Origin of the sequence: Pseudovibrio sp. M1P-2-3, from assembly GCF_031501865.1 — a bacterium.
Classification (GTDB): domain Bacteria; phylum Pseudomonadota; class Alphaproteobacteria; order Rhizobiales; family Stappiaceae; genus Pseudovibrio; species Pseudovibrio corallicola.
Genome location: NZ_JARRCW010000001.1, coordinates 3037834 through 3063993, shown reverse-complemented (window position 1 = coordinate 3063993; position 26160 = coordinate 3037834). Strand labels below are relative to the sequence as shown.

Genomic DNA, 26160 nt, shown 5'->3' with positions numbered 1-26160 from the left:
TTGTTACTTAGGGCGTGTTCCGTTTGATTGAATTCATTCAAACGACAAGAATTCGCCCAAAAATAAAGAAGTTAGAGCGCTGAGCGTGCATGAAAATAAACGCGACGTGCTCTAAATTAAGTGCATCTCAACTCAAGCGCTCAAGAGAATTAACGTTATTGGTTAGTCTATGATGCGATTTTGAAGATAAATTTGTAGAATATTACTTCATTTAATGCAGTAGTAATAATGTGTAATGTAATATTATTACTTGTATTTAGTTATACTCTTTAGAATTAGTTTAAAAGTTAATATTAGTTCATCTTCTAGGTTCAGCTGGAACCATGGGGTAAGGGCTGCCCCATAGCCTCAGTGCAATAGATTGTTGTACTGAGGGAGAGTTACTACGCGTTTTCCTTTAGATGTTAAGTCCCGCGAGCAGATGGAATCGGTTTAACATTGACTTCATCATTTCGGGAGGACTTATGGGACAGGTATTACACGGCAGCGCCACGACCACTCACGCGGTTCGATCAGCCATACAAAAATCGGATGCAACCATCAAAGAGTTGAGCCGGCGTTATAACATCAATCCCAAAACGGTGATGAAGTGGAAACATCGCAATAGCGTGGAAGATCAACCTATGGGGCGGAAGAATCCCCGCTCCACAGTCCTGAGCGTGGCAGAAGAAGCGGCGTGTGTCGCTTTTCGCAAGCACTCTTTATTGCCACTCGATGACTGCCTTTACGCCCTGCAGGAAACGATCCCGCGTCTGACCCGCTCGTCCCTGCATCGCTTATTCCAGCGCCATGGGATTTCGCGCCTGCCACCACCGGATATGAAAGCGAACAAGAAACGCTTCAAAGCCTATCCAATTGGTTACTTTCATCTTGATATTGCTGAGGTTCGTACGCAAGAAGGCAAGCTCTATTTGTTCGTTGCCATTGACCGAACCTCAAAGTTCGCCTTTGTCAAACACTTTGAAAAAGCCACCAGAAGGATTGCCAGTACCTTTCTGCGGGCCCTTATTGAAGCGGTTCCCTACAAGATCCATACCGTGCTGACCGATAACGGCACCCAGTTCACTGACCCCAAAGGGTACAGCTGGAACGCCAGTGAGGTTCAACATTTGCTCACAACAGGCCAGTTGTTTCGTGCTCATGCATTTGTTCTGGCTTGTGCCCAAAATGACATTGACCACCGGCTTACCAAACCAGCCCATCCGTGGACAAATGGCCAGGTCGAGCGCATGAACAGAACCCTTAAAGAAGCAACCGTTCGGCGCTACTATTACCGCACACACAACGAACTAAGAGCCCATCTGGACACATTTATTCAGGCCTATAACTTCGCCAAGCGCCTCAAGGCTCTTCGGGGCCTAACACCCTTCGACTATATTACCAGACAATGGACACAAGAGCCGGACAGATTTATAAAACAACCACACCATCTGCTCGCGGGACTAAACATTTAGAGTACATCGCGTTCATTCGCATTCACGCTCTGTACTCTAAATACCCTGACTGGAGCATTCTGCGTCGTCTAGGGATTTCAGGATGCGTGGGGCGTGGGCGCGGGTGGGTTGGAAGGCGCGCAGCAGGGCGTAGCCTTTATCGATTGTGGTTTCAACCACAATCATTTCCTCAAGGTCCCTTGGTGGGTTTTCCCGCAGGATGGACAGTTGCTCCTTGGTGATGAGCAGCATGGTCAGGCCGTCTTCATCGGCGGTTCTGTCATTCAGGCTGTAAATGGTTTGCCCTTTGGCGTTGAACAGGGCGATCGACCAGAACGGGCTGGCAAGGTCTGCCGACAGGCGCACTGGGCCGTCCTTCATCTCAAAACGGCAAATGGCGTAGCGCAGGGCCGGATCTAGATCGGGCAGGGGCTCGGTGCGCGGCAAAACGGGCGGCAGCAGGTTGAACATGCGGTCCGGTCCAAGCTTTGCCACCGTTTCATAGGTGCTGTAGGGCACTTGCACGGGCACATTAAGCACAATGAGAATATGGATGACGCCCGCAAGCAGCACGCCGCCTATGCCCCATAAAAACCAGCGGGGAGAGGGGATGACCAGCATGCGTTTTAGATAGCGGCGCAGGTGATAGCGGTATTCCAGTAGTTTTGCTTTCATCGGCAGGCCCCTTTCATGATGGAGGGCATGACCGGAGCGTTGATGCCGGCGCTGCTGGTGAGCGGCGTATCATAAAGGCGCAGGGCGAACACAAGTCCGTTGGCGGTGCCGGAGGGAAGCCAGTTTCCCGGACGGGCAAAGGGCGCAACATTGATGGAGAAGCTGCCATCTTGCCGCCAGATAATGTCCTGACTTGTTAAGTGGGCGCGCCCTGCATCGGTCGCAAGAAGCCTCAGGTTGTTATCCAGCGCCGTGAGGGTCCACAGGCGTGAAGGAGGTGTTTTTCCGGAAATGATGTAATCGCAGGCTGGATCCAGCACTTTGCCAAGATTGTCCACCACCGCATAAAAGGCAATGCCCTCGCCATTGCCAAGGGGAACGCGCAGGGTGCGGGCATAAATTGCGGCGCTGTAAGGATCTGCCGTTGGAGTTCCGGCTTTGGGGTGGGCCACCCACACGCCGCTTTCCAGGGCATCAAAGGGGGAGGAGCGGTTGAGCGAGAAGTAAGCGCTGCCCACGCCCAAGACAATTGCAATGGTGAGAAACAGCAGGAACGGCCCGAAAGTCAGGTAAGGGGCTTTGTAAAGCAGACTTGAGACACGCGGCCAAGGTTTCTGCCAGCTGGTTTCCGGATCATAAATGGGCGCCGCTTCAAGATTTTCCAGAGCGGAGCGGGGCATTTTAGGTTGATAATTCATCGGGTAATAATTTCAGGCTCCCCACCTGGTTGCGTAAGTCTTACTTGCAGATCCGTTGTTTTGGAAGGCTCTTTGGTTATTTGCTTCAAGCGCTTGCCAATGGCCTCCAGCAAAACCTGCGAATTTTTGTTTAAAAGCTCTGGCGTCTTCGGCCCCCTGTCGTCCTCATTAGCCGAAAGGGCAATTGTTGGAACAAAGCCTTCTCCGTCGATTCCCGGCATGGGTTTGATTTCCAACCCCTGATGCGCCGCTTTCATATACTTGCCCCATGTCATGGCAGGCAAGCTGCCGCCGGTGATCTTTCTGGTTGGCGTGAAGTTGTCATTGCCATACCAGACGGAGGTGATCAGATTGCCCGTGTAGCCCACAAACCAGCCATCCCTGTGGGCTTGAGAGGTTCCAGTTTTACCCGCAGCCGTTATGCCGTCCAGTCTCGCCCGTCTGCCGGTGCCCCGTTCCACAACATTTACCAGTATCTCGTTCATTTCCGCAACCTGCTCAAAAGGAAGGACGCGAAGACGTTCTGGTGCTTTTTTCCGGCGGTCATAAATAAGCTCGCCTTTGGAGTTTCGCATTTCAACCACCGCATAGGGTTCCACCTTGTAGCCGCCTGTCGAAAAGGCTCCGTAGGATGCTGCCATATCCAGAACTGTCACCTCGAACACACCAAGGGGCATGGTGCGGTGGTTTTTCAGCTCTGTCTGAATACCCATGGCGTAAGCAGTTGCTGCAATTTTTTCCCGCCCGATGGCTTGGGCCAGACGCACCGGAACCGTGTTGATGGATTTGGTGAGGGCGGTTTTCAAGGTCACAGGACCGCGATAGGAGCGGCCATAATTGCGCGGTCTCCAGCCACCAATGTTGATGGGCGCATCGCGCACCACGCTTTCCTTGTTGTAGCCGTTCATGAAGGCGGTGATATAGACAAAGGGCTTGAAAGAGGAGCCGGGCTGGCGCAGGGCCTGCGTCGCCCTGTTGAACTGGCTCTCATCATAATCGCGCCCGCCCACCATGGCGCGGACTGCTCCTTCGGTTGTCATGGAAACCAGCGCAGCCTCGCCCACCCTGTAGCTTTTGCTATACTGGCGCATCACGCTTTCAATGCTACCGGCCGCTTCCTTTTGGAAAGTCGGGTCCAAGGTGGTGAGAACAGTGACCACACGGTCCTGTGTGAGCTCTGGATATTGCTGGGCAAGTTCCTGCACAGTTTCAAAGGCCCAGTCCATGTAGTAATCGGGGGCGTTTTCAACACTGCGGTCGATGGCGACAGCGGGACTGCGGCGAGCGGCGATTACCTGCCCTTCGCTCATAAAACCGGCCTCCACAATGTTGGTAAGCACCTCATTGGCGCGGGCGCGGGCGGCAGGCAGATTCCGGTGCGGGGCGTATTTGGAAGGGGCTTTATAAAGCGCTGCCAGCATGGCCGCTTCTGCCAGATTGATCTGGCGCACATCCTTGCCGAAATAAAACTCCGAGGCAGCCGCCACGCCAAAGGTGCCGCCGCCCATATAGGCGCGGTCCAGATAGAGCTTCAAAATCTCCTGCTTGGTGAGAGTCTGCTCCATCCATAGGGCGAGATATGCCTCGTTGATCTTGCGGATCAGCTTACGCTCATTGGTGAGAAACAGGTTCTTGGCCAGCTGCTGGGTGATGGACGAGCCCCCTTGCACCACCGAACGGGCTTTCACATTCTCCATCATCGCGCGGGCTGTACCCACAATATCAATGCCGAAATGGTCAAAAAAGCGCCGGTCTTCTGTGGCAAGGGTGGCTTTGATAAGGTGGTCGGGAATTTCCGCCAAGGGCACTTTGTCATTGAGCAAAATGCCGCGCTTGCCCATTTCATTGCCGAATCTGTCTAAAAATGTGACGGAGAAATCGGAGGTGGTGCGCCAGTTGGAAACCTGCGTCATCTTCATGGCAGGCTGGGCGAAGGCCAGAAACACCACAAACCCCGCAAGGCCATAGGTGAGCCCTTCTGAGGAAAGCTCCACCAGTGCACGGCCAAAGCCGGAGACCTTGAACCTGCGCATGAAGTTGGAGTAGGTGCGGGCTGCGCCACTGACTTTTTGAATAAAACGCCACAAGGAGTGGTCCAGCAAGGCATCCAGCGCAAGCATGCGCCGCGAAAAGCCCCCAGCTACGTATTGATCCCGTTTTTCGTCCAGTGCCTTGGGCGTGGATGCATTTTTTGTATTGCTGTTACCAGACTTTTCCGACACAAGAACAATCCGTCTTTGCTTGAGCCTACTTAAGAACCATATGGCCTACACCAACATAGACGGGAACATGCAAACAGAAGATAAAGCATAAGGCGAAATCCCCTATTTTTGGCACCCTGAGATTTTAAGCTTTCCTGTAAAGTTGGCAGCTGAGCCTATCTTGGCCTAAGACAAGGGCAATGACAAAACACAAGAAGCCGAAAACGAGCTATACGATGGTATTAGATAAAGACAGTGCCCCAGCTTTCTGGCGCGAGAAATCCCTCGAATCTATGAGTAAGGAAGAGTGGGAATCCCTGTGCGACGGGTGCGGGCGCTGCTGTTTGAACAAGTTGGAAGACTGGGATACCGGTGAAATTCACTGGACGAATGTTGCCTGCACTCTGCTGGACGGGGCCACCTGCCGCTGCCGCAACTATGAAAACCGTTTCGACCATGTTCCTGATTGTGTGCAGCTAACCCCTGAAACCGTGCGCACCCTCAAATGGCTGCCCCCTACATGCGCCTATCGTTTGCTGAGGGAGGGAAAAGACCTCTACTGGTGGCACCCGCTGGTGAGTGGTGATCCAGACACCATACATGCGGCCGGTATTTCCGTGAAGGATATGACCGTCCCGGAAGATGGTATGGAGCCGGAGGACTATGAATACCACCTCGTCGAGTGGCCCAATGAAGCACCGGAGCCGGAGAAGGAGAGGGGTTAATCCTCTCCAAGAATTCCGGTTGGGAAACCATCAAGGCTTTTGGTGTTTTTGCGCTTTTGGTAGGCCTTTGTTTCTTCGGGCCCCAGATTGATAAAGTGAGCTTCCAGCTGCTCATAGGCGCGGTCCTTGGCAAACTCCATTTCCGGTACGCCCTTGCCGCAGGAAATGTGTACCAGATCAATCTCCAAGTCGAAAATCTGCCGCGTTCCGGCAAGTTCTGGAAACGTGGCAAGCTTCTCCTCCCAATCAGCGTCATGAGAGTGGGATACTGTAGCCTTCCCGTAGACGCGCAGGGTCATGGGATTTCCATTGAAGGCGCAGAACATCAGTGTCATGCGATTGGACTGGCGGATGTGGGCGGCGGTCTCGTTACCACTTCCTGTCAGGTTGAGCCAGCGGATATGGGTGGGGCTGAGGATGCGCAGGCTATCGAGCCCTTTGGGTGACATGTTCACTCTGCCCTCCGGCGCGGCGGTCGCCACAAAGAACATATGCTGCTTCTTTATAAAGTCGATGAGGGTTTGATTCAAACGGGTGCTGTTTGCCATGACTGTATCCTCACGGGTGGCGTGGGCAGGAGATGTAAATGGATAGTACAGGATGCAGTGATTCTCGTAAATTTAGGTTATGTCTTTTGTGATTGAGTTTTCATTCAGAACTGATGCCCTTGTTGGGGAGGGGGCTGTGGGGGCGATACATATGAGTGCTGTTGACGTGGGACGGGGATAAGTTTCTTAACGTGAAATTAACTTTCGAAATAGGAATATATTCTTGACAGATCCACGGTGCTTTGGTAGCGTTTAGGCACACTAGAAAAAGTGTAGCCAATTCGATTTGGTGTTTGAGGTGACAAGCTGCCCGCGTTTGCGAAGGCGGCTTTTTTTGTGCCTGCGTTTTGGAAGAGGCGCTGGTGAAGGGGGCTGTGATGTCAGGTAAGGGCAGAGGCAGACGGGTCTATCCTGCACATGTTTGGACTTATATTCGCACGCAGGTGGAGCACACCAGCAAGTCGGTTACGCGCATTGCCCAAGAGATGGGGGTCGCCAGATCTACCGTGTTTTCACGCATTAATAGGGAGAGATGGACGCGACCTGAAAAAGGGCAGGTGACACCGGTTCCCGAGGAGCTGAATGAGCCTGCGCGGCGCAGTGGTTTTGTTGCCCGCCTTTATGCCGCCTACGACCTTCAAATGCAGACGTTGGAAACGCGGTTGATGACACTGGAGGACGGGGCGGAAAAGACCCGCGAACAAACTGGGGCGGGGGCGCGCATGCTAGCAAGCCTTGCCAAGACGCTGGACCAGATTATCAAGCTTGAGAGACTGGAAGAGGGGGCGGATGGGGACGAGCGAACTGGTGAACAGGAATTGCGCGATGCCCTTGCGCAGCGCCTTGCGCACTTGTGTGCATCAGGGAAGGGCGAGTGAGTTTCTGAGTTCGCTCTCTGATAAAGAATTGAGATTTATTCAATATGAGTGGAGCCTGTTCGCCCACGAGCATCAGTTGCCACCCTCTGGTAACTGGAGTCAGTGGCTGCTTATGGGAGGGCGCGGAGCGGGCAAGACAAGGGCGGGCTCCGAGTGGGTGCGGGCGCTGGCTCTGGAACAGCCGTGGGCGACCCATCACTCTGTTTCGCAGATAGCGCTGGTGGGACAAACTTACGGTGATGTGCGTGAGGTGATGGTGGAGGGTGTTTCGGGCCTGTTGGCTGTGCACCGGAAGGCAGAGCGCCCCACTTGGAACGCTGGACGGCGACGGCTGGAGTGGCCCAATGGAGTGGTGGCGCGGGCCTTTTCATCGGAGGATCCGGAGGCTTTGCGCGGTCCGCAATTTGACTGTGCCTGGTGCGATGAAGTGGGTAAGTGGAGCAATGCATCGGAGACTTTTGACATGCTTCAGTTTGGTTTGCGCCTTGGGGAGCATCCTCGGCAACTGCTTACCACCACGCCGCGGCCCATCGCCCTGATTAAGCAGGTGTTACAGGATGAGGCCACGGTGATGACGCGGGCTTCTACAAAAGTAAATGCAGCTTTTTTGGCCCCGAGATTTCTAGAGGTGGTTTCGCAAAAGTATGGCGGTACCCGTCTGGGCCGTCAGGAGCTGGGCGGAGAGCTGATTGAGGATCGGGAAGATCAATTGTTTCTAAGGAAATGGTTTGAGGCGACCCGCTTAAAACAGGAGCCGGAGCTTGTTCGTGTGGTGGTGGCCGTGGATCCGCCCGCCACATCCGGCAAGCGTGCTGATGCTTGTGGGATAGTGGCTTGCGGGTTGGACGAGAAGGGGGATGGATACATTTTACGGGACCGAACCGTGCAGGGGGTGCGGCCAAGGGAATGGGCAAGTCGGGCTGTGTCTCTCTATCATGAGTTGCAGGCGAATGTGATAGTGGCGGAGGTGAATCAAGGTGGTGAAATGGTGCGAGAAATTCTAGGGCAGGTGGATGCCAGTGTTCCGGTGAAATGTGTTCATGCCAGCCGTAGCAAACAAAAGCGCGCCGAGCCGGTGGCGCTTCTTTATGAGCAAGGGCGGGTGCGCCATGTGGGAGTACTGGATGCGCTGGAGGATGAGATGGCCGACTTTGGCCCCGGTGGGCTGAGCAATGGTCGCTCTCCCGACCGGTTGGATGCGCTGGTGTGGGCGGTGAGTGACTTGATGTTGGGTGCAAATGCGGGGCCCAGACTCCGCTCCCTGTGAGTGGAATGTGGGTGCATTGGCCTTTTAGTGGCTGACTTAAAAGTTGCAGAAACTTAACTTTACCCTTCACTTTAAGAGCTGTGTAAAGGAAATATATTACATGGGGTTAAAGAGATTTCTTAAATCAATAGTTTCGCCGGTTGAAGAGGTAAAAGCCTCGCGATCCTTAACGTATGTCTCTGTGCGCCAGAACGGGCGAGCGGTGTGGACGCCGCGTGATTATGCGGCACTCGCTAAAGAAGGGTATATGAAAAACCCGGTTGCTTATAGAGCAGTGCGTATGATCGCGCAAGCAGCGGCAAATACCCCGATGATCTTGAGTGAGAACCACAGGGATTTGCAGGAACACCCCCTACTGGATTTGCTGGCAACGCCCCATGCGGGCGAGACGCTTTCTGGGTTGCTGGAGGCGCTTTATGGTCACCTGCTAACCGCCGGAAATGCTTACCTTGAAGCAGTCAGTGTTGGCGGAAATTTGCGGGAGTTACATGTGCTCAGGCCGGACCGTGTGAAGGTGGTTCCCGGTCAAAATGGCTGGGTGGAGGCCCATGAATACACGGTGGGCGGGCGCGCTCATAGGTTGCAGCGGCAAGAGGGGGATGTGATCGCCCCGCTACTGCACATCAAGTCGTTCCATCCACTTAATGATCACTATGGATTTGCACCTCTGGAAGCTGCACAAACCTCCCTTGATACCCATAATGCGGCGTCCAGCTGGAATAAGGCGCTTCTTGACAATGCGGCCTGCCCAACCGGTGCGCTGGTGTATGGGGCGGGAGAAACCCTGAACTTAACTGATAGTCAATTCAACAGGTTAAAAGAGGAACTTCATACAAGTTATCAAGGGGCCTCCAATGCGGGCCGACCACTTCTTCTAGAGGGAGGCTTGGACTGGAAGCCCATGGGTATGACGCCCAAGGATATGGACTTTATCGCCGCCAAAAATCAGGCGTCGAGAGAGATTGCTCTGGCTCTCGGGGTGCCGCCCATGCTGCTGGGTATACCGGGAGACAATACCTATTCCACCTATCAAGAGGCCAACCGGGCTTTCTGGCGGCAAGTGGTTTTGCCGCTTTCCAAGCGGGTGCTGGATGCTATTTCGAGCTGGGTTTGTGAACCCTTTAATCGGAGCTTGAAACTGCGTGTGGATCTGGACAAGGTGGAGGCACTTTCCAGCGAACGCAGCAGCCTATGGAACCGCGTTAGCGCAGCCGACTTTTTAACTGAAGATGAAAAAAGGCAAGCGGTTGGCTATGGACCAAAAGAGACATCAAGCAGGCCCCATGAGTGAGTTTGTGGGGCTCGTTTCCGAGCGCGGGGACCTTGCGCACATCACCTTGTTTTTATGGTCGTTGAGCAGCACCAGTATGCTGCTTTGGGCGCTGAAAGCGCTGCTGGGATCGGCGCGGCGCTTTGATGATTTTATTAATGAGATACGCCGTCTTAATGCAACCTTAAGGGATGATGAGTGGAAATAGCAACCTATTATTTCACTTGCAATAATTTCGATATATTCAAGTAAGGAGGTTTGATTGAGTTTAAGAAAACAATCAAGACACCGCCGGAAACGATCTTCAAAACACTTTGAACACGCAGCGCGCAAGAAGCAGGGGGACAGCTTTGAAGCAGTTGTGGAGCGCTTGTGCCGCGGTCTTCAGCTCCAAGTGGAGCGCCGCCGTCTTGCGCGTTTGAAGCAAGAGGGAAACTCCCCCAGCCAAGGAGGGGCTACATGAATGAAACGGAGTTTGAATCACTGGTCATAGAGGGGTATGCCAGCCGGTTCGGGCAGGTGGACAACGGCGGTGATGTGGTGCGCCGGGGAGCCTTTTTTCGCACCCTTTTAAACCGGCAGTTAAGGGACGTGAAAATGCTATGGCAGCATGATCCTGAAAAGCCCGTTGGAAGATGGCTCCAGCTTTACGAAGATCAGCGCGGGCTGTTTGTAAAAGGGGTGCTGAACCCCGCCTTGTTTCAAGGCAGAGAAGCGGCGCAGATGATCCGCTCCGGATTGGTGGATGGTCTTTCCATCGGCTTTAAAGCCCGAAAGGCAACACGGGACAGACGTTCGGGCCTGCGGCAGATTTTGAGTGTGGATCTTTGGGAAATATCTCTGGTGACGTTTCCGTTGCTCTCCTCAGCTCGCCTTCAGGTGCGCGACTAGGCTGTGTCTTACAGCTCTTTTTTAATAGATGAAAGGAATATATTCCTATGAAATTTGAACCCGATATTTCCCCGTTCGAGACCAAAGACCTTGCAAGAAAAGGGGAGGGTGCGCCGTCTACTGTACCAGCTGCACCCCGCCGTGAGGGAGACCCGCTTTCGCAGATTCTGGATGCCTTTGAGGACTATCGGCAGGTCAACGACGAGCGTCTGAATGAGCTTGAGCGCAAGAGCTGCAGCGATGTGCTGCTGGATGAGAAACTGGCCCGTATGGATCAGGTTCTCGATGAGAAGATGCGCAAGCTGGATGCGCTTGCACTCAAGCAGCAGCGGCCCGATTTGGGACATAGTTTCGAGCCTGCCAAGGCACTGGAGAATACCGAGCACAAGAGCGCTTTTGAAAGCTATATGCGCAAAGGGGATGAAAGCCGCCTGCTAACTTTGGAGCGAAAAGCCATGTCGGTGGGTGTTGCAGGTGACGGGGGCTACATGGTGCCCGAGGAGGTGGAGACACAAATCCTCGACCGGCTTGTTGCCGCCTCTCCCATGCGGGGCATTGCAGGCAATCTGCAAGTCTCGGGCAACTCGTTCCGCAAGCTTGTCTCCCAAAGCGGGCCGACTGCGGGCTGGGTGGGGGAGAGCGATGTAAGACCGGAGACGGCATCCTCTGTTTTGGCGGACCTTTCTTTCCAGACCATGGAGCTTTACGCCATGCCCGCCGCCTCGCAGACCCTGCTGGATGACGCGGCTATCAACGTGGATGAGTGGATCGCGCTGGAAGTGGAGGGCGCCTTTGCCGAGCAGGAGAGCGCGGCGTTTGTTTTAGGTGATGGGGCCAGCCAGCCCAAGGGGCTGTTGTCTTATTCTGTCGTTGATCAGAGCAGTTGGTCCTGGGGTAATGTAGGGCGGGTGAAAACGGGTGTGAGCGGCGACTTTGCAGCTAGTGATCCCGCTGACGCGCTGATTGACCTGATCTATTCGGTGAAGTCCAAATACCGGCAGAACGGGCGTTTTGTTTTAAACCGCAACACACAGGCAAACCTGCGCAAGCTGAAGGACGCTCAAGGAAACTACCTGTGGCAACCACCTGCGGCCACTGGCCTTGATGCCTCTTTGCTGGGGTTCCCGATTACCGAGCTGGAGGAAATGCCAGATATGGCGGCGGATGCCTATCCACTCGCCTTCGGGGATTTCAAGAAGGGCTATCTGGTTGTGGACCGCATGGGTGTGCGGGTTCTGCGTGATCCGTACACCGCCAAGCCCAATGTCCTGTTTTATACCACCAAGCGCGTGGGCGGCGGTATTCAGGATTTTGATGCCGTGAAACTGCTGCAAACTGCGGCCTAGGGCCGCGAAAACGGTCCTCGGATCAAGTCCGGACTCCGGAAAGTCATCCATAAATCTCTATAGATAGTTTTACTCCCCAAAGGAGGGCAGTCATGAGTTTGAGCATGATAACGGCGCCGGCAAATGAGCCGGTGACGGCTGCTGACGCGCGTGCGCATCTGCGTATTTCCCATAGCCATGAGGATGCGCTGCTTGAGCGCCTGATTGTGGCTGCCCGAGAAGAGGTGGAGCAACGCACTGGGCGGGCCCTTATTGACCAAAACTGGAGGTATACCCTTGATAAACTCCCCCAAACACGGATTTTGCGCATTCCTAAAGCACCTCTCAGCGCAGTTACAGGCGTTTATATCTACGGGCATGAGGGAACTCAGCATGAAATTACGGCGCAGCACATGCTACAGGACCTTCATGGCAACCCGCCTCGGCTGCGCCTTACGGGCACGCTTCCCGTTTCTATAAGAACCATGATGGGGGTGGAGGTCGACTTTAAGGCAGGCTACGGGCCGGACCAATCTTATGTTCCCGCCAGCTTGCAATTGGCCATCCTACACCTTGTGGGCTTTTGGTATGAGCGCCGCTCCATGGTGGAAGAAGGGCTTGTCACCGGCCTCATACCCCACGGGTTCGAGGCGGGGCTCTCCCCTTTCAAACTCCTTAAATTATGAGGGGCACAGTGCGGCTGGATGTGCCGCTGGCCCTGCTGCGCCCCACCTATCTGGACGGCGATGATGGCAGCCGCTCCGAGAGCTTCGAAGAGGTTGCACTTGTCTGGGCAGGGCGCGATGTTTTTGCTGCAAGGCAAGGGAATGAGGCAGAGCGCCTCTCTGTGGAGGCTACAGCCACTTTTATCATTCGCTGGCGCGAGGATGTTTCAGCCGGTTGGAAAGTGGAGGGGGCGGGCATAAATGCTCGGGTGCTGGCGGTGTCCGAGGGGGTGGGCCGTGCCCGCTATGTCCACCTTTTATGTCGGGAGGAGACATGATGAGCGTGACAGCTTTTCGGGCAAGTTTATTTGCAAAACTGAACAGCGGCGGGGCAACTCCCGCATCCCTAGGAGATCCTCCCCGCATTTATGATGGCGCTCCGCGTCACGTGGCACTGCCCTATGCCTCGCTGGCCTTGGTTGAAGAGCGTCATCTAACGGGAAACTCCATGGAAGGGGTGCAAATAGCGTTCAGCATCGGGGTTTATTCTCAAAAGCCCAGCCGTGAGGAGCTACAGGAAATCGCCAGATGGATCATCGCAGTTTTAACTGAGGGCCGAGTGTTTGCCGCTGATGGCTCCAGCGGGTTCGTGCTGGTGGAAAGCCAGTCCAGCGATTTGATGCGGGACCGCAAAACATGGCGGGGCCTTATCAGGTTCAAAGGCTATTTCGAACCATCCTTTGAAGAGTAATCGGGAGAGCAATCATGACAGCACAGGCGGGAAAAGACCTGTTGTTGAAGCTGGATAAAACGGGCAGCGGCACGTTCACCTCTGTTGGCGGGCTGCGCAGCAGGCGGCTGGCCTTCAATGCCCGCTCGGCGGATGTGACACACAGCGAAAGCATGGGCAGATGGCGGGAGCTGCTGGCCCAAAGCGGGACTCGCTCGGCCAGTGTTTCGGGTTCTGGCGTGTTTAAGGATGCGGCATCTGATTTGGAGGTAAGTACGGTTTTTTTTGAGGGGCTGCACTGCTCTTGGCAGATTGTCCTGCCAGATTTCGGGGTGATTGAAGGCCCGTTCCAAATCACCTCCTTGGAGTATCTGGGACAGTTTAATGGCGAAATGACCTATGAACTGGCACTTGAATCTTCAGGTGTCTTGAGTTTTACGGCGGAGGATTAAGCGCATGGTGAACCGGTATCGTGGTGAGGTGGAGGGCGAGCTGGGCGGGCGGCACTGGACTTTTGTGCTGACCCTTGGGGCGCTGGCGGAGTTGGAAGCAGCTTTTGCCTGTAGTGACCTGAATGGCCTTGTTGCCAAATTTGCTGAAGGGAGACTTTCCTCCTCGGACCTCACCGTAATCTTGGGTGCGGCTCTACGCGGGGCGGGGCATGATGTGGGCAACGAGCAGGTAGCTGCCATGTGCTGCCCGAACGGGGTAGCGGGGTATCTCTCCATTGCGCGCGATGTTTTGGCAGCAGCTTTTGGTACTGCGGCAAAGAACGAGGCGTCCTTGGAAAACCCGTAGGCAGCGGGGCGTCTGCAACTGATCCGTTTCCCTGGGAGGACTTGGGCCTGCTGTTTTTGGGGGAACTGGGTTGGCGACCCCGTGATTTTTGGGGGGCGACCCCGAAGGAACTGAGTTTTGTGCTGCAACGCCGCGTAGGTGCACACGAACGCCCCATGACGCGGGGCAGCCTGCACAGCCTTTTAAGGCAATACCCAGATAAGGACGCATGATGAACGAGATCGATAACAAGCTGGAAGAGGCAGACGAGCTGGAGCGATCCATGAAGGAGATCAACACGCTTGCCCGATCCTTTTCCAAAACGCTCACCCAAGGGCTTGCCAGTGCTGTCACATCTGGCAGGGACCTGAAGAGTGTTTTTGCCGATATTGCCCTGAGCCTTTCTCAAAGAGCACTGACACAGGCGTTTTCCGGTTTGCAGGAGAGCTTTGGCCAAATTGCCTCCTCCGCTGCAGGGTCCTTTTTGCCGTTTGCCAAGGGCGGAGTGATTAATGGCGGGGATGTGGTGCCTTTTGCCGCTGGCGGAGTGGTATCCACGCCCACATTTTTTCCGATGAGTGGTGGACAAACGGGGGTGATGGGAGAAGCGGGGTCCGAGGCCATTATGCCGCTGACACGCGGAGCTGACGGGCGGCTTGGAGTTGCGGCAAGCGGGCAGGCGAATGCGCCCAGTATTGTGGTGAACGTGGCAACGCAGGATGCTGCGAGTTTTAAGCGTTCGCAAACGCATGTTTCAAGTGTAATTGCCCGCGCTGTCGGACGGGGACAACGCGGGCTATAACGTCGGCATGTAGAGGAGGGATTTCCATGCCATGACGCGATTTCAATCTGCTGCACCGGCGCCTTCGTGTAGGAGCGACGAAAACTCGCCGGAAACTCAAGGGGCTCTCGCCCTTTGATGCCTATAAGTTTTAAGGGGGAATGGCCCCTCTGTCCTTGAGGCAGGTCAAACGGGAGAATTTCCTGTGAGTTTTTTGGAAGAGCAATTTCCCGCCCACATCAGTTTTGGTGCAAGTGGCGGGCCGCAGCGGCTGACCCGTGTTATGAACCTTGCCAACGGGCACGAAGTGCGGGCCACCAACTGGGCCGGTTCGCGCAGACGCTATGATGTGGGAACGGGCATCCGCTCGCTGGACGACCTGCGCGGTGTACTGAACTTTTTTGAACAGGTACGCGGGCGGCTTTATGGTTTTCGTTTTAAAGACCCTTTCGATTATTCAACCTCCCAAAGCGGGGGGGCAATAAGCGCCGTCGATGAGGTTGTGGGGGAAGGGGACGGAACCAAAGGCACTTTTCAGCTTTTAAGAAGGTACGGTGCGGGCGAGAACGCCTATGAGCGCCCTGTTTTAAAACCTGTTGGCGAGACACTTAAGGTGGCTGTGAACGGGCAGGAGCTGCACGTGGGGGTGGATGTGAGTCTTGAGGCGACAACGGGCAAGCTGACATTTTTAAATGGTGCACCGGATGCGGGCTCTGTGGTTACAGCCGGTTTTGAATTTGACACGCCCGTGCGCTTTGACAGTGACTTGCTGGAGGTAAGTCTCACCCATTTTTCGGCGGGGCAGGTGCCTTCCATTCCCCTCGTGGAGATCAGCGCCTAAAGCTGCGATCTTTTCGTTTTTTATTTTTCATAGATGCGAGCTTTTTCATGGACCAGATACCTGATGCACTGGCAAGCCACCTTGCCGGTGATGTGCTGACCCTTGCCCATTGCTGGCTGTTTACCCGAAGTGATGGGCAAGCGCTGGGCTTTACCGATCATGACTGTGTGCTGGTGATAGGATCGCAAACCTATGCGCCCGCCTTCGGGCTGGAAGGAACTGCGGTACAGCACGATGCTGCTTTGAGTGTGGGGACACAGGATGTGCGCGGCATACTTTCATCCCAAAGCCTGCATGAGGCGGACTTGCAGGCGGGGCTGTGGGACGGAGCACAGGTTGAGGTGTATTTGGTGAACTGGCAAGCACCCGACGTGCAACATGTCTTGATCCGGCGGGCCAGCATTGGCGAGGTGTGCCGGCAAGGTGAAGTGTTCACCTGCGAGTTGCGCTCTTTAACCCATTTGTTTGGAGAGGAGAAAGGACGGGTTTTTTCTAAAACCTGTAGTGCGGACTTGGGTGATGGAGTGTGCACTGTGAACCTTGAAGACCCGCGGTTTTGCGCTGAAGGGACTTTGAGTGCAGTGGAAAGTTCCGGAGCTCTTGTTGTGTCCCTTGCGAAGGACTTTTCCAAGGACTGGTTTAGCGGCGGTCTAGTTGAGATCATATCCGGTGAGCAGGCGGGGTATAAACTACAGGTATCCGCCCATACGTCTGGCGGTGACGGCCTGCACCGCTTTCATCTGTGGAGTTCCCGCACGCCCTTGCAAGCAGGCGTTCTGGTGAAAGTGTTTACTGGTTGTGACAAGAGCTTTGGAACATGCTCCGGCAAGTTTGACAATGCGGTGAATTTTCAAGGCTTCCCCCATATGCCAGGGAATGATTTTGCCTTGTTTGGGCCGGAGCGAACTTCCGGCAAGAACAATGGCGGCAAGTTGGTGGGGTGAAGTATGGCGGACACTGACACTATAATTGCCCATGCTCGGAATTGGATTGGCACACCCTACCGGCACCGTGCTTCAAAGAAAGGGGTTGGGTGTGATTGCCTTGGCCTTGTTCGCGGGGTGTGGCGGGAGCTGTTGGGCCATGAACCTGCCCCGCTGCCCCCTTATGCGCCTGAGTGGGCTGAAGTGAGCACACGCGATACCCTGCTGGAAGCCGCCCAGCGCTTTCTTGTTCGGGCACAGATGAATGTTCCAGATGCGGGGTGTGTGGTGCTGTTTCGTTGGCGCGAAGGGGCACCGTGCAAGCATGTGGGTATTATGAGCGGGCAGGAGCGGTTCATTCATGCCTATGACCGTGTGGGCACAGTGGAAAGTCCGCTTGTACCCATGTGGCGCACAAAAATTGCCGCTCATTTTCAATTTCCTTTGATCTTTCAATAAACCTAGTGAGGCCCATATGTCCACGATGATCCTTTCAGGAGTTGGCTCTGTTGTCGGGGGTATGCTGGGCGGACCCGTTGGGGCCTCCATCGGGCAGGCGCTGGGCGCGGTGGCTGGGTCTTATATCGATCAGGAGCTTTTTGGTGAAGACACTGTCATTTCCGATGGCAAACTGGGAGATATGAACCTGCAAACCTCGGCGGAGGGGCGGGCGCTGCCGTTTGTGTATGGGCGGGTGCGTATTTCCGGTGAGATCATCTGGGCCACCCGCTATGAGGAGGTGGTTACCAAGGAAAGTCAGGGCGGCAAAAGCGCGGGGCCCTCCACCACGGTTGAGGAGCACAGCTACTTTTGCAACTTCGCATTGGCGCTTTGTGAAGGGGAGATTGCCTGTGTGCGCCGCATATGGGCCGATGGCAAACTGCTCGATACCTCCGGCCTCACCATGCGCGTTTACACCGGAAGTTTGAACCAGCTTCCCGATCCGTTGATTGAAGCCAAACAAGGGCAGGCTCCGGCCTATCGCGGCACTGCCTATGTGGTTTTTGAGCGTATGCCGCTGGCTGATTATGGCAACCGCATTCCCCAACTCTCCTTTGAGGTGGTGCGGGTGGTGGAGCCGCTGGAGGAAATGGTTAAGGCTGTCACCCTCATCCCTGCTGCCGGTGAGTTTATCTATGACACCAAAGAGGTGCTGAGCCGTTCTTCCTCCAAGGCCACAAAGACCTTGAACCGGCATCTGGCGTTTGGCGGGACAGACTGGAGCAACGCGTTGGATGAGTTGCAGGCACTGTGCCCCAACCTTGAAAGTGTCGCCTTGGTAGTGAGCTGGTTCGGGGATGACCTGCGTTGCGGGCACTGTGCCATTCGCCCCAAGGTGGTGAGTGACATACGCGAGACGCTGCCCCATGAGTGGCAGGTGGCGGGCCTTGAGAGATCTCAGGCCGAGGCGGTCTCCTATATTGATGGCTCCGCCAGCTTTGGGGGGACGCCGAGCGATGCCTCTGTTATTCGGGCAATCAAAGATTTGAGGGCACGCGGCCTTTCTGTGATGCTCTACCCCTTTATCTTGATGGATATTCCTGCAGGCAACGGCCTGCCAGACCCCTATGGACGAGCCGAGCAAGCGGCTTTCCCATGGCGGGGGCGCATAACGACCTCATTGTCCTATGGGCAGACTGGCTCGCCCCAACGCACCAGTGCCGCTGAGAGTGAGGTCTCCTCTTTCCTAGGGAATGGAGATGACTGGCGCTATTGCCGTTTCATTTCCCATTATGCGGAACTTGCGGAAGAAGCGGGCGGGGTGGATGCGTTTCTTATTGGTTCTGAACTGGTGGGCATGACGCGGGTTTTGGGGGAAGGGAATGGATTTCCGTTTGTAGAGGGGCTCAAAACTCTCCTGCTGGATGTACGGGCCATTTTGCGCGGGGAGACAAAACTCTCCTATGCGGCGGACTGGAGCGAATATGCCAGCTACACGCCAGAGGAGGGAGAGCTGTATTTTCCTCTTGATCCGCTTTGGGCAAGTGATGCGCTCGATTTTATCGGCATTGACAACTACTTGCCCCTTGCGGACAGCCGTGAGGAGGATGCCGTGCAGGACCGCTATAGTCTGGAAGCTCTGCAAGGTGGTGTGACAACGGGTGAATACTATGACTGGTATTATGCCAGCGAGGCGGACCGGACCTCTAAAACGCGTAGCGTGATCAGCGACGGGGCCTATAGCAAGCCTTGGGTGTACCGCGCCAAGGACATTGCGGGATTTTGGGGAAATACTCATTTTGAGCGGATTGGCGGGGTGGAGAAGGGCAGCCCCACCGATTGGGTGCCCCAATCCAAACCGATCTGGTTTACGGAAACGGGAGTGCCTGCTGTGCATATGGGTGCGAACCAGCCCAATGTGTTTTACGACCCCAAATCCTCCGAGAGCCATTTCCCGCACTTTTCCAATGGAGTACGGGATGACCTGATCCAACGTCGCTCCCTGGAAGCCCTGTTGAATGCGTGGGAAGGTGGGCACCCGGATACGCCGCTGGGCCAGATGGATATGCCCCTGTCCCCTCTCTACAACGGACCGATGGTGCAAAGTGGCAGCACGTTTTTGTGGACATGGGATGCTCGCCCGTACCCGGCTTTTCCCGCATTCTCCAGCGTGTGGCATGATGGCGGCAACTGGGAACGGGGGCATTGGCTGAACGGACGGCTGGGTACGTGCAGTACAAAAGGCTTGCTGAAGGCGCTGGCGCTCGACTTTGGCATTCCCGCTGATATTTTGCGCTTTGAAGAGCTGCCTGAGCAAGTGGATGGTTTTGTGGCCTCCGGCCCCAACGCCCTGCGTACCCACATGGAACCTTTGCTGCAAGCCTTGGGGGGTGTGGCCAGTGACACGGGAACGCAGGTTGCCTTTACGCCTCGCTGGGAAAAGCGCGCACCCGCGACAAGTACCCCTTTGGGGCTTGGGGACCTTCTGGAAGGGGACGAGGGGAAAGCTCCTGTTTCCCTGCAGCGCAAGCAAGCCAGTGAACTGCCTGCCGAGTTGCGCCTCACCGCCTATGACCCTCTTTCCGATTATGCAGGTCTTTCTGTTTCCTCCCGCCGTCTGGAAGGCGCGGGGCAGCGGGTGGTGACACAGACTTTGAGTGTTTGTGCTGGTCGTGAGCGGCTGACCCGCCTTGCCCAGAAGCAGCTGCAAAGTCTGTGGCAGGAGCGGGATGTGGCTTCTTTCAAACTTTCCATGCGCTTCCTCGGCCTTGTGGCAGGGAGCATTGTGGAACTGGGGCAAGACGTGCTGCCAGACGGGGCTGAGACTGCTCTTTACCGCATTGAGCGGCTGGAGATGGCGGAGGGGCTGGAGGTGGAAGCTATACGCCTTGGCGGGATGCTTCTTACGTCGGGAAGATCCGGCAGCCTTGAAGACGCTGATGCCCCTTCATTTGGCGGTGAGCGCGTTGGTCCGCCCTCTGTTCTACTTGCCGACCTTCCGTTTCTCTCCCAGTCCCTCAATGGAAACGGGGAACCTATGGTCGCAGTTGCGGCTAACCCGTGGCCGGGGCAGGTGGATCTGTTTCGTATGATGGGCACCCAATCGGCAAAGGCCGTCTTGTCCATAAACTCCCCTTCCACCTTCGGCCAAACACTCTCAGATTTGGGCGCGGGGCCCCTGTGGCGGTGGGACCGTAGCAACTTTGTGGATGTGGAGCTGGTTTATGGCGAGCTCGCCACTCTTAGCGAAGCAGAAGTTCTTGCCGGTGAAAATGTATGCGCAGTACGCGGCGCCAGTGGGGCTTGGGAACTTCTGCAATTTACCAATGCGGAGTTGATCGGGCAGGGCACCTACCGGCTGCGCGGTTTCCTTCGCGGGCAACAGGGAACGGAAAAGCAAGCTTTGGCGGGCACTCCCGCAGGCGCGGACTTTTTATTGCTGAATGAGAATGTGAACGCTCTGCCGTGGTCTACGGACATGCTTGAGCTGGAACAGAGCCTGCGTTTTGTGCCCAAAGGCGAAGCGCTGGATAGCCCCTTTGTGACCGATAGAGTATTTATGGCGGAAGGGCAGGCGTTAAAGCCGCTGTCTCCCGTCCATATGAAGGTGGATCAGCAACTGGCGGACGATCTTCTTTTTTCATGGGTTCGCCGCGTGCGGTTGAATGGCGATAGCTGGGTGCCCGCTGATTTGCCAGTCCATGAGGAGCAGGAGGTTTATGCGATCAGCATAAAAACGCAGCAAGGAGCCGTGCTGCGCCAGACGCAAGTGCTGGAGCCTTCCTTTATATATAGCCGTGATGCTCAACTGGAAGATACGGGCGGGAGCGAGGCGGAACTTGTTCTCTCACTCAGGCAACTCTCCGCCAGCGTGGGCGCGGGAGAAGAGGCCTCTTTGGAGTTCAAAGTACTCGCGCAGATTTAGCTCACAGAAAAAGCCGGATTGGGCGGAATTGTTTGAGGTGTTCATTTGCGGTTCAGGCAACTTCTAGTACAACTTAGCCTATGGAAAACCGAGGAATATTGCGGAAGTGCCTGTTTGCTCTCATTCTTGCCACATCTTTAGGGGCAGGTGAGGCCGCTGCAAACTGCCTTTCATCACAGCAGACACGCACCGCCATAGCAAATGGGCAAGCGCGAGCGCTTGGTTCTTTGGGTATAAAGGGCCAGATTGTTTCGGCAAAGCTGTGCACAGGCGGACGGGGGCTGGTTTATGTACTGTCTGTGCTGCGTAAAGGGCAGGTGCGCACTGTGAAAGTGGATGCAAAGACCGGTCGCCGGCTGTGACGGGCTTTATATATAATTTGTTTTTGCGCAGATTTTCCAAAAAGCTGGAGAGTGTTTTGGAAGGGGATGCATAAGGGGAAGCATGAATGCGGGTACTTGTTGTTGAAGATGATGCGGATCTGAACCGCCAGCTTTGCGACGCGCTGGAAGATGCGGGCTATGTGACCGATAAAGCCTTTGACGGGGAAGAGGCGCACTTTCTTGGCGATACGGAACCCTATGACGCTGTTGTGCTGGATATCGGCCTGCCGCAAATGGATGGCCTCTCCGTTCTGGAGCGCTGGCGGCGCGACGGGCGGTCCATGCCGGTACTGATTCTCACTGCTCGCGACCGCTGGAGCGACAAAGTGGCTGGCATTGATGCGGGCGCCGATGATTATGTGGCAAAGCCCTTCCACATGGAAGAAGTGTTGGCAAGAGTGCGCGCACTCGTGCGCCGCGCCGCAGGGCACGCCTCCAACGAAATTGCCATTGGCGATGTGCTGCTGGACGTGCGGGCGGGTAAAGTGACCAATGCAGGGCAGGCCGTAAAGCTGACCAGCCATGAGTTTCGTCTTGTTTCCTATCTTATGCACCACAAGGGACGGGTGATTTCGCGCAGTGAACTTGTCGAGCACCTTTACGATCAGGACTTTGACCGGGATTCCAATACCATTGAGGTGTTTATAGGCCGTCTGCGCAAAAAGTTTGGTGGCAATTTCATTGAGACCGTGCGCGGCCTTGGCTACCGTGTTCAAGAAGATGCAGCCTGATATCATGGCAGCGAAACTTCCCATTTCGCTGGCGTGGCGGCTGGTGCTGGTTGCCGGTGCATGGGCGAGTATGGCTCTATTTGTAGCTGGCTGGATACTGGTGGGCCTGTTTGAAAATGCCGGTGTGCAAGCGCTTGATGAGCGGTTGGATGTGCACATGACGTCCATTGTCCGTTCAATTGCGCAAAACCCGCAGGGCTCCTTGAAAGAACCTAGCAATCTGGGGGAAGCGCGGTTTCAGTTGCCCCTTTCCGGCTGGTATTGGAGCATTCGCGACAAAACGGCGTCGGGTACCATTTTGTTTGATAGCCCTTCTTTGTTTGGAGATACCCTTTCGCTTCCCCCCGCACGAAGGGGAGAGGCCAAAGCGCGCTTTATCAAAGGCCCTTCCGGGCAGGAACTGCGGCTACTGGAGCGTAAGATCAACTTTCCCGAGCGTGGGGATCTGGTGATTGCGGTAGCTGGAAGTACGAGGGAGCTGGGGGAGAGTACGGCCTCCTTTGCCAAGCAGGCGGCGTTGACACTGGGCGTTTTAGGGCTGGGACTCATCGGGGCTATTGTTTTGCAAGTACGCTTTGGCCTATTGCCTGTTACCCGGTTGAAAGCATCGCTCAGTGCGGTTCGGCGCGGCTCTTCCCAAAATATCGACGAGGATATGCCAAAGGAACTCAAGCCTTTGGCTGTTGAGTTGAATGCCTTGATCCGCTCCAACGAGCAGATTGTGGAGCATGCCCGCACTCAGGTGGGCAACCTTGCCCACGGTTTGAAAACGCCTCTGGCGGTGATTGCCAATGAGGCGCGTACCTCAAAGGGACCGTTTGCAGATCATGTTGAAAAACAGGCGGAGCTGATGCGCACCCAGATAACCACTTATCTGGAGAGGGCACGAATGGCAGCCCAAAGGCGGGTGATTGGAGTTTCCACCCCTGTGGAGCCGGTGGTTTCACGGCTGACCAACGCCATGGAGAAGATTTATCGTCACAAGGACCTAGAGTTTTCGGTCCATATAGAATCAGCCCTGCTATTTAGGGGGGAAAGCGCGGATCTGGAGGAAATCCTTGGAAACCTTCTGGATAACGCCTGTAAGTGGTGTGCCCACAGGGTCACAGTGAGCGCGCAAAAAAGCACTTCACAAAATGGTGAGCGGGAAATGTTTGAAATTTCTGTGGCAGATGACGGCCCCGGATTGAGCGAAGAACAGCGCAAAAAAGCGCTGAAGCGCGGCCAGCGTTTGGATGAAACAACTCCTGGAACTGGGCTTGGCCTCTCCATTGTTTCTGATCTTACAAGTATTTATGGCGGTTCGGTTGAATTGGAGCGCAGTGAGCTTGGAGGGCTATACGTCAGAATTTTCCTACCGGCTCTTGCGGAAAACTCATCAAGCTGAGTGCTTGTCCTCGCCCACGGGATCAACCATGATAGAAATATAGAGTGATTTTACGGGGATGTTTTCACGGTTTATATTGGGTGCAAATGCACAATGATGGATGAGTACAACCGTTCAATAAGGTTGCATATACTATTTACTAGGGGCTTTCGGTGTTAGATATAAATTCTCAAAGGATCCAACGGCAGTCACTCAGGAAAGCCTGCTCGATACTGTTTATCCTTGGCTGTGCTGGAGGGCTCAGCTCCTGTGGCCACCGAGATGAAGATGGGAGCTTCAAGACGCTTGCGCCTGTTTCTTTCAGCTTCTGGTCTACCCAAAGTGACAAGGAAGAGGGGCACACTGCGATTGACGATGTCCTTTCCAAGGAAATCGTTGGAGTTGTACCGAAGAAAGACCTGCCTCAGGCCAATAAAGCCCAAGTGAGGGCATTGAACGGCCCCAAGAAGGGAGCGACGTTCAATTGGAATAACCGGCGCTCTAATCTGAAAGGTGAGGTGACCAGCGGTCCGGTTTACTATGTAAATAGCCGCCAGTGCCGCGAATATACCCATACAATTGTGAGCGATAGTAACCGCTGGAATTTTAAGGGAACCGCCTGCAAGACCGGTGATGAGTGGTTTATGATCAACTGATCTTTCGCCAGCCCTCTTCGAAAACCATAGGTTATTGCAGGTATCTTTGAAACTCACTGCTTTTCGCGGTTTGAGCTATCTTTTTGCATTTTGTTCAAAAATGCGTTTCTTCCCCTATTGACGTATCAACAGACTGCGCACCTTCACATTTTTGTGACTTGGGAGCATTTAGCTTGCCTGTTTTATGTGAAGCCACATAATTTTTCCGGTCTTCAATTCCTAATTGCTGTTGTAAATAGGGGATTTAGCATAGAAAGGCTGGGTGTGCGACAGCACGACGCATGCGACGCTGTTGCTGTTTCACTTTAGAACTTGTCTATATAGGGCACTATGATTTTCTGGATACTACTTGCTCTGCTAACCGTTGGTGTTGCGCTTGCCGCACTGCTTCCGTTTACGAAAAAACTGCCGCAAGGCGGTTATGAAAGAAACGATGAAGCTGTTTTCAAACAGCAGCTTGAAGAAATCGATCGCGACTGTGAACGCGGTGTGATTAAGCCTGAAATGGCCGAGGCGGCTCGTATCGAGGTCTCGCGCCGGTTGCTTGCAGCCCACAAACAGAACTCGGACAAAACCGGAGGGAGCTCTTCAGAAGAAGGGGGGATCCTTGCGAAAGTCAGCGTTGCTGTGGTGATGCCTTTGGTTGCTATTGGTTTGTATCTGGGGTTGGGTACTCCCAATTATGCCGATCAGCCGCTGGAAAAGCGCCTTGCGCAGGCACCAAATAAAATGAGTGTTTCTGAACTGATTGCGCGCACAGAACAGCACCTAGCAAGTAATCCAAAGGATGTGCAGGGCTGGAAAGTGATCGCGCCTGTTTATTCGCGAACAGGCCAGTATGGCAAAGCGGCGACAGCTTACCGAAACATTCTCGCTTTGGAAGGGGAGCAGCCGGATTTCCAGATTGCCTTGGCAGAAACTTTGGTGTTCCAAAGTGGCGGGGATGTCACCGAGGAAGCTTTCAAGCTGTTCCAAAAAGCGAACGAAGCCCGTCCTGATGACATAAAAATACGTTTCTATCTTGCGCTTGGTTTGGGCCAGCTTGGCAAAACACAAGAGGCGATCGATGCTTGGCAGGCCATTTTGGCTCAGGCAAATGGTGATGAAGGCTGGATACCTGCTGCAAAAGCCGAGCTTGCCACACTTCAGGAAATTGATATTGCCACAAAAGGGCCAACAGCTGCGGATATGGAAGCCGCCGGTCAACTGAACGCGAAAGAGCGTACCTTGATGATCGAGGGTATGGTTTCCCAACTTGAAGAGCGTCTGTCTGTGGAAGGCGGCAGCGTGGAAGAGTGGGGCAAACTGATGCGGGCGCAGCAGGTTCTTGGCAGAGATGATGAGGCGCTGGAAACTTTTGAAAAAGCTCTGAAGGTTTTTCAAGATGATACAAGTGCGATTGCGGCGTTGAACACGCAGGCAGTAGAGCTGGGCATTAAAACACAAAAAGCAGAATAAACCGGTTTTGTCCAAAACAGGGTCCGTATAGAAGGGCCTGATTTGGACTTCCCCTTTTAAACTGGCGGATTTGACGCAAATGACACGTAAACAACGAAGACTAACGCTGATTGGACTGGCTGGAGTGGTTCTGGCTGGCGCGGCCGGATTGATCCTGTTTGCTCTGGATGACCAGATCGCCTTTTTCCAGTCGCCCTCTGATATTGCTGCCAATAAGATTGAGCAGGGAAAGCGTATCCGCCTTGGGGGGCTGGTTGAAGATGGTTCCTTGGAAAATGGCGAGGGTGGCACCGTTACCTTTATTGTAACTGACAACGCCTCGACTGTACCCGTGAGTTATACGGGCATTCTTCCTGATCTGTTCCGTGAAGGCCAAGGCATCGTTGCTGAAGGCTATGTGAACAAGCAAGGCACTTTTGTAGCGGACCAAGTGCTTGCCAAGCACGATGAAAACTACATGCCAAAAGAAGTTTATGAAGCCCTTAAAGAGCAAGACCACCTTTATGACGAACAGCAGACTGGCAGCTAAGGGCTCCGCCTTTAAAGGTTTAAGAAAAAACAAAGCCCACCTA

Annotated in this window: 30 protein-coding genes; 26 read left to right on the top strand and 4 right to left on the bottom strand. The window is 54.6% G+C overall.

Annotation, left to right across the window (positions count from 1 at the left end):
- Positions 1–464: 464 nt before the first annotated feature.
- The gene (locus tag P6574_RS13280) at positions 465–1454 is read left to right on the top strand and encodes an IS481 family transposase (protein ID WP_310620748.1); all 990 of its coding nucleotides are present in this window, start codon (positions 465–467) and stop codon (positions 1452–1454) included.
- 36 nt (positions 1455–1490) lie between these two features.
- On the opposite strand, the gene P6574_RS13275 is transcribed toward P6574_RS13280, so the two are convergent.
- From P6574_RS13275 to P6574_RS13265, 3 genes are read right to left on the bottom strand one after another with little or no spacing between them, the layout of a single operon-like run.
- Entirely contained in the window at positions 1491–2108 is a 618-nt protein-coding gene (locus tag P6574_RS13275; protein WP_310620747.1) for a DUF1254 domain-containing protein, read from the bottom strand.
- Positions 2105–2806, bottom strand: a complete 702-nt coding sequence (locus P6574_RS13270; protein WP_310620746.1) for a DUF1214 domain-containing protein — start codon at positions 2804–2806, stop codon at positions 2105–2107. Before P6574_RS13270 ends, P6574_RS13275 begins: the two co-directional genes overlap by 4 nt.
- The gene (locus P6574_RS13265; RefSeq protein WP_405048147.1) at positions 2803–4926 is read right to left on the bottom strand and encodes a transglycosylase domain-containing protein; all 2124 of its coding nucleotides are present in this window, start codon (positions 4924–4926) and stop codon (positions 2803–2805) included. The genes P6574_RS13270 and P6574_RS13265 overlap by 4 nt, the downstream gene beginning before the upstream one ends.
- A 317-nt stretch (positions 4927–5243) precedes the next feature.
- Here P6574_RS13265 and P6574_RS13260 point away from each other — a divergent pair, with 317 nt between their 5' ends.
- Positions 5244–5732 (top strand): YcgN family cysteine cluster protein, encoded by a 489-nt coding sequence (locus tag P6574_RS13260; protein ID WP_310620744.1) that lies wholly within the window; start codon positions 5244–5246, stop codon positions 5730–5732.
- Here the strand turns inward: P6574_RS13260 and P6574_RS13255 are convergent.
- Positions 5729–6280, bottom strand: coding sequence for a pyridoxamine 5'-phosphate oxidase family protein (locus tag P6574_RS13255; protein WP_310620743.1), 552 nt, complete (start codon positions 6278–6280; stop codon positions 5729–5731). The genes P6574_RS13260 and P6574_RS13255 overlap by 4 nt on opposite strands.
- Before the next feature lie 377 nt (positions 6281–6657).
- On the opposite strand from P6574_RS13255, the gene P6574_RS13250 reads away from it, so the two are divergent.
- The 24 genes from P6574_RS13250 to ccmE all read left to right on the top strand — a co-directional run bounded on the left by P6574_RS13250 (position 6658) and on the right by ccmE (position 26117).
- Positions 6658–7158, top strand: a complete 501-nt coding sequence (locus tag P6574_RS13250) for a hypothetical protein (RefSeq protein WP_310620742.1) — start codon at positions 6658–6660, stop codon at positions 7156–7158.
- Positions 7106–8425, top strand: coding sequence for a DNA-packaging protein (locus P6574_RS13245; RefSeq protein ID WP_310620741.1), 1320 nt, complete (start codon positions 7106–7108; stop codon positions 8423–8425). Before P6574_RS13250 ends, P6574_RS13245 begins: the two co-directional genes overlap by 53 nt.
- Before the next feature lie 100 nt (positions 8426–8525).
- Complete coding sequence (locus P6574_RS13240) at positions 8526–9716, top strand: phage portal protein (RefSeq protein WP_310620740.1); 1191 nt, start codon at positions 8526–8528, stop codon at positions 9714–9716.
- The gene (locus tag P6574_RS13235; RefSeq protein ID WP_310620739.1) at positions 9709–9903 is read left to right on the top strand and encodes a hypothetical protein; all 195 of its coding nucleotides are present in this window, start codon (positions 9709–9711) and stop codon (positions 9901–9903) included. The genes P6574_RS13240 and P6574_RS13235 overlap by 8 nt, the downstream gene beginning before the upstream one ends.
- Before the next feature lie 54 nt (positions 9904–9957).
- Positions 9958–10158: a hypothetical protein gene (locus P6574_RS13230; protein ID WP_310620738.1), complete on the top strand. Its 201-nt coding sequence runs from the start codon at positions 9958–9960 to the stop codon at positions 10156–10158.
- Positions 10155–10586, top strand: a complete 432-nt coding sequence (locus P6574_RS13225) for an HK97 family phage prohead protease (protein WP_310620737.1) — start codon at positions 10155–10157, stop codon at positions 10584–10586. Before P6574_RS13230 ends, P6574_RS13225 begins: the two co-directional genes overlap by 4 nt.
- A 47-nt stretch (positions 10587–10633) precedes the next feature.
- Positions 10634–11932: a phage major capsid protein gene (locus P6574_RS13220; protein ID WP_310620736.1), complete on the top strand. Its 1299-nt coding sequence runs from the start codon at positions 10634–10636 to the stop codon at positions 11930–11932.
- 92 nt (positions 11933–12024) lie between these two features.
- On the top strand, positions 12025–12597 hold the full coding sequence (locus P6574_RS13215) for a head-tail connector protein (RefSeq protein ID WP_310620735.1): 573 nt from the start codon (positions 12025–12027) through the stop codon (positions 12595–12597).
- Positions 12594–12914: a phage head closure protein gene (locus P6574_RS13210; protein ID WP_310620734.1), complete on the top strand. Its 321-nt coding sequence runs from the start codon at positions 12594–12596 to the stop codon at positions 12912–12914. Before P6574_RS13215 ends, P6574_RS13210 begins: the two co-directional genes overlap by 4 nt.
- Complete coding sequence (locus tag P6574_RS13205) at positions 12914–13327, top strand: DUF3168 domain-containing protein (protein WP_310620733.1); 414 nt, start codon at positions 12914–12916, stop codon at positions 13325–13327. Before P6574_RS13210 ends, P6574_RS13205 begins: the two co-directional genes overlap by 1 nt.
- Before the next feature lie 14 nt (positions 13328–13341).
- On the top strand, positions 13342–13758 hold the full coding sequence (locus P6574_RS13200) for a phage major tail protein, TP901-1 family (protein ID WP_310620732.1): 417 nt from the start codon (positions 13342–13344) through the stop codon (positions 13756–13758).
- A 4-nt stretch (positions 13759–13762) separates the two neighbouring features.
- Positions 13763–14104 (top strand): gene transfer agent family protein, encoded by a 342-nt coding sequence (locus tag P6574_RS13195; RefSeq protein WP_310620731.1) that lies wholly within the window; start codon positions 13763–13765, stop codon positions 14102–14104.
- Positions 13999–14316 (top strand): phage tail assembly chaperone, encoded by a 318-nt coding sequence (locus P6574_RS22145; protein WP_405048102.1) that lies wholly within the window; start codon positions 13999–14001, stop codon positions 14314–14316. Before P6574_RS13195 ends, P6574_RS22145 begins: the two co-directional genes overlap by 106 nt.
- Positions 14316–14885, top strand: coding sequence for a phage tail tape measure protein (locus tag P6574_RS13190; RefSeq protein ID WP_310620730.1), 570 nt, complete (start codon positions 14316–14318; stop codon positions 14883–14885). The genes P6574_RS22145 and P6574_RS13190 overlap by 1 nt, the downstream gene beginning before the upstream one ends.
- A gap of 184 nt (positions 14886–15069) precedes the next feature.
- Positions 15070–15705 (top strand): DUF2460 domain-containing protein, encoded by a 636-nt coding sequence (locus P6574_RS13185; protein ID WP_310620729.1) that lies wholly within the window; start codon positions 15070–15072, stop codon positions 15703–15705.
- Between the two features lie 47 nt (positions 15706–15752).
- Complete coding sequence (locus P6574_RS13180) at positions 15753–16649, top strand: DUF2163 domain-containing protein (RefSeq protein ID WP_310620728.1); 897 nt, start codon at positions 15753–15755, stop codon at positions 16647–16649.
- A 3-nt stretch (positions 16650–16652) separates the two neighbouring features.
- Positions 16653–17087, top strand: a complete 435-nt coding sequence (locus tag P6574_RS13175; RefSeq protein WP_310620727.1) for an NlpC/P60 family protein — start codon at positions 16653–16655, stop codon at positions 17085–17087.
- 16 nt (positions 17088–17103) lie between these two features.
- Positions 17104–20994 carry a baseplate multidomain protein megatron gene (locus P6574_RS13170; protein ID WP_310620726.1) on the top strand — a complete coding sequence of 1297 codons (3891 nt, stop codon included), beginning with the start codon at positions 17104–17106 and terminating at the stop codon, positions 20992–20994.
- 98 nt (positions 20995–21092) lie between these two features.
- The gene (locus tag P6574_RS13165) at positions 21093–21356 is read left to right on the top strand and encodes a PepSY domain-containing protein (protein ID WP_310620725.1); all 264 of its coding nucleotides are present in this window, start codon (positions 21093–21095) and stop codon (positions 21354–21356) included.
- 86 nt (positions 21357–21442) lie between these two features.
- On the top strand, positions 21443–22108 hold the full coding sequence (locus P6574_RS13160) for a response regulator transcription factor (protein WP_310620724.1): 666 nt from the start codon (positions 21443–21445) through the stop codon (positions 22106–22108).
- Positions 22109–22112: 4 nt separating this feature from the next.
- The gene (locus tag P6574_RS13155) at positions 22113–23495 is read left to right on the top strand and encodes an ATP-binding protein (RefSeq protein ID WP_310620723.1); all 1383 of its coding nucleotides are present in this window, start codon (positions 22113–22115) and stop codon (positions 23493–23495) included.
- Positions 23496–23647: 152 nt separating this feature from the next.
- A complete protein-coding gene (locus tag P6574_RS13150; RefSeq protein ID WP_310620722.1) occupies positions 23648–24130 on the top strand; it encodes a hypothetical protein in 483 nt (160 codons plus the stop codon).
- 330 nt (positions 24131–24460) lie between these two features.
- Complete coding sequence (gene ccmI / locus P6574_RS13145; protein ID WP_310620721.1) at positions 24461–25588, top strand: c-type cytochrome biogenesis protein CcmI; 1128 nt, start codon at positions 24461–24463, stop codon at positions 25586–25588.
- A 79-nt stretch (positions 25589–25667) separates the two neighbouring features.
- Positions 25668–26117: a cytochrome c maturation protein CcmE gene (gene ccmE / locus P6574_RS13140; RefSeq protein ID WP_310620720.1), complete on the top strand. Its 450-nt coding sequence runs from the start codon at positions 25668–25670 to the stop codon at positions 26115–26117.
- Positions 26118–26160: the final 43 nt, after the last annotated feature.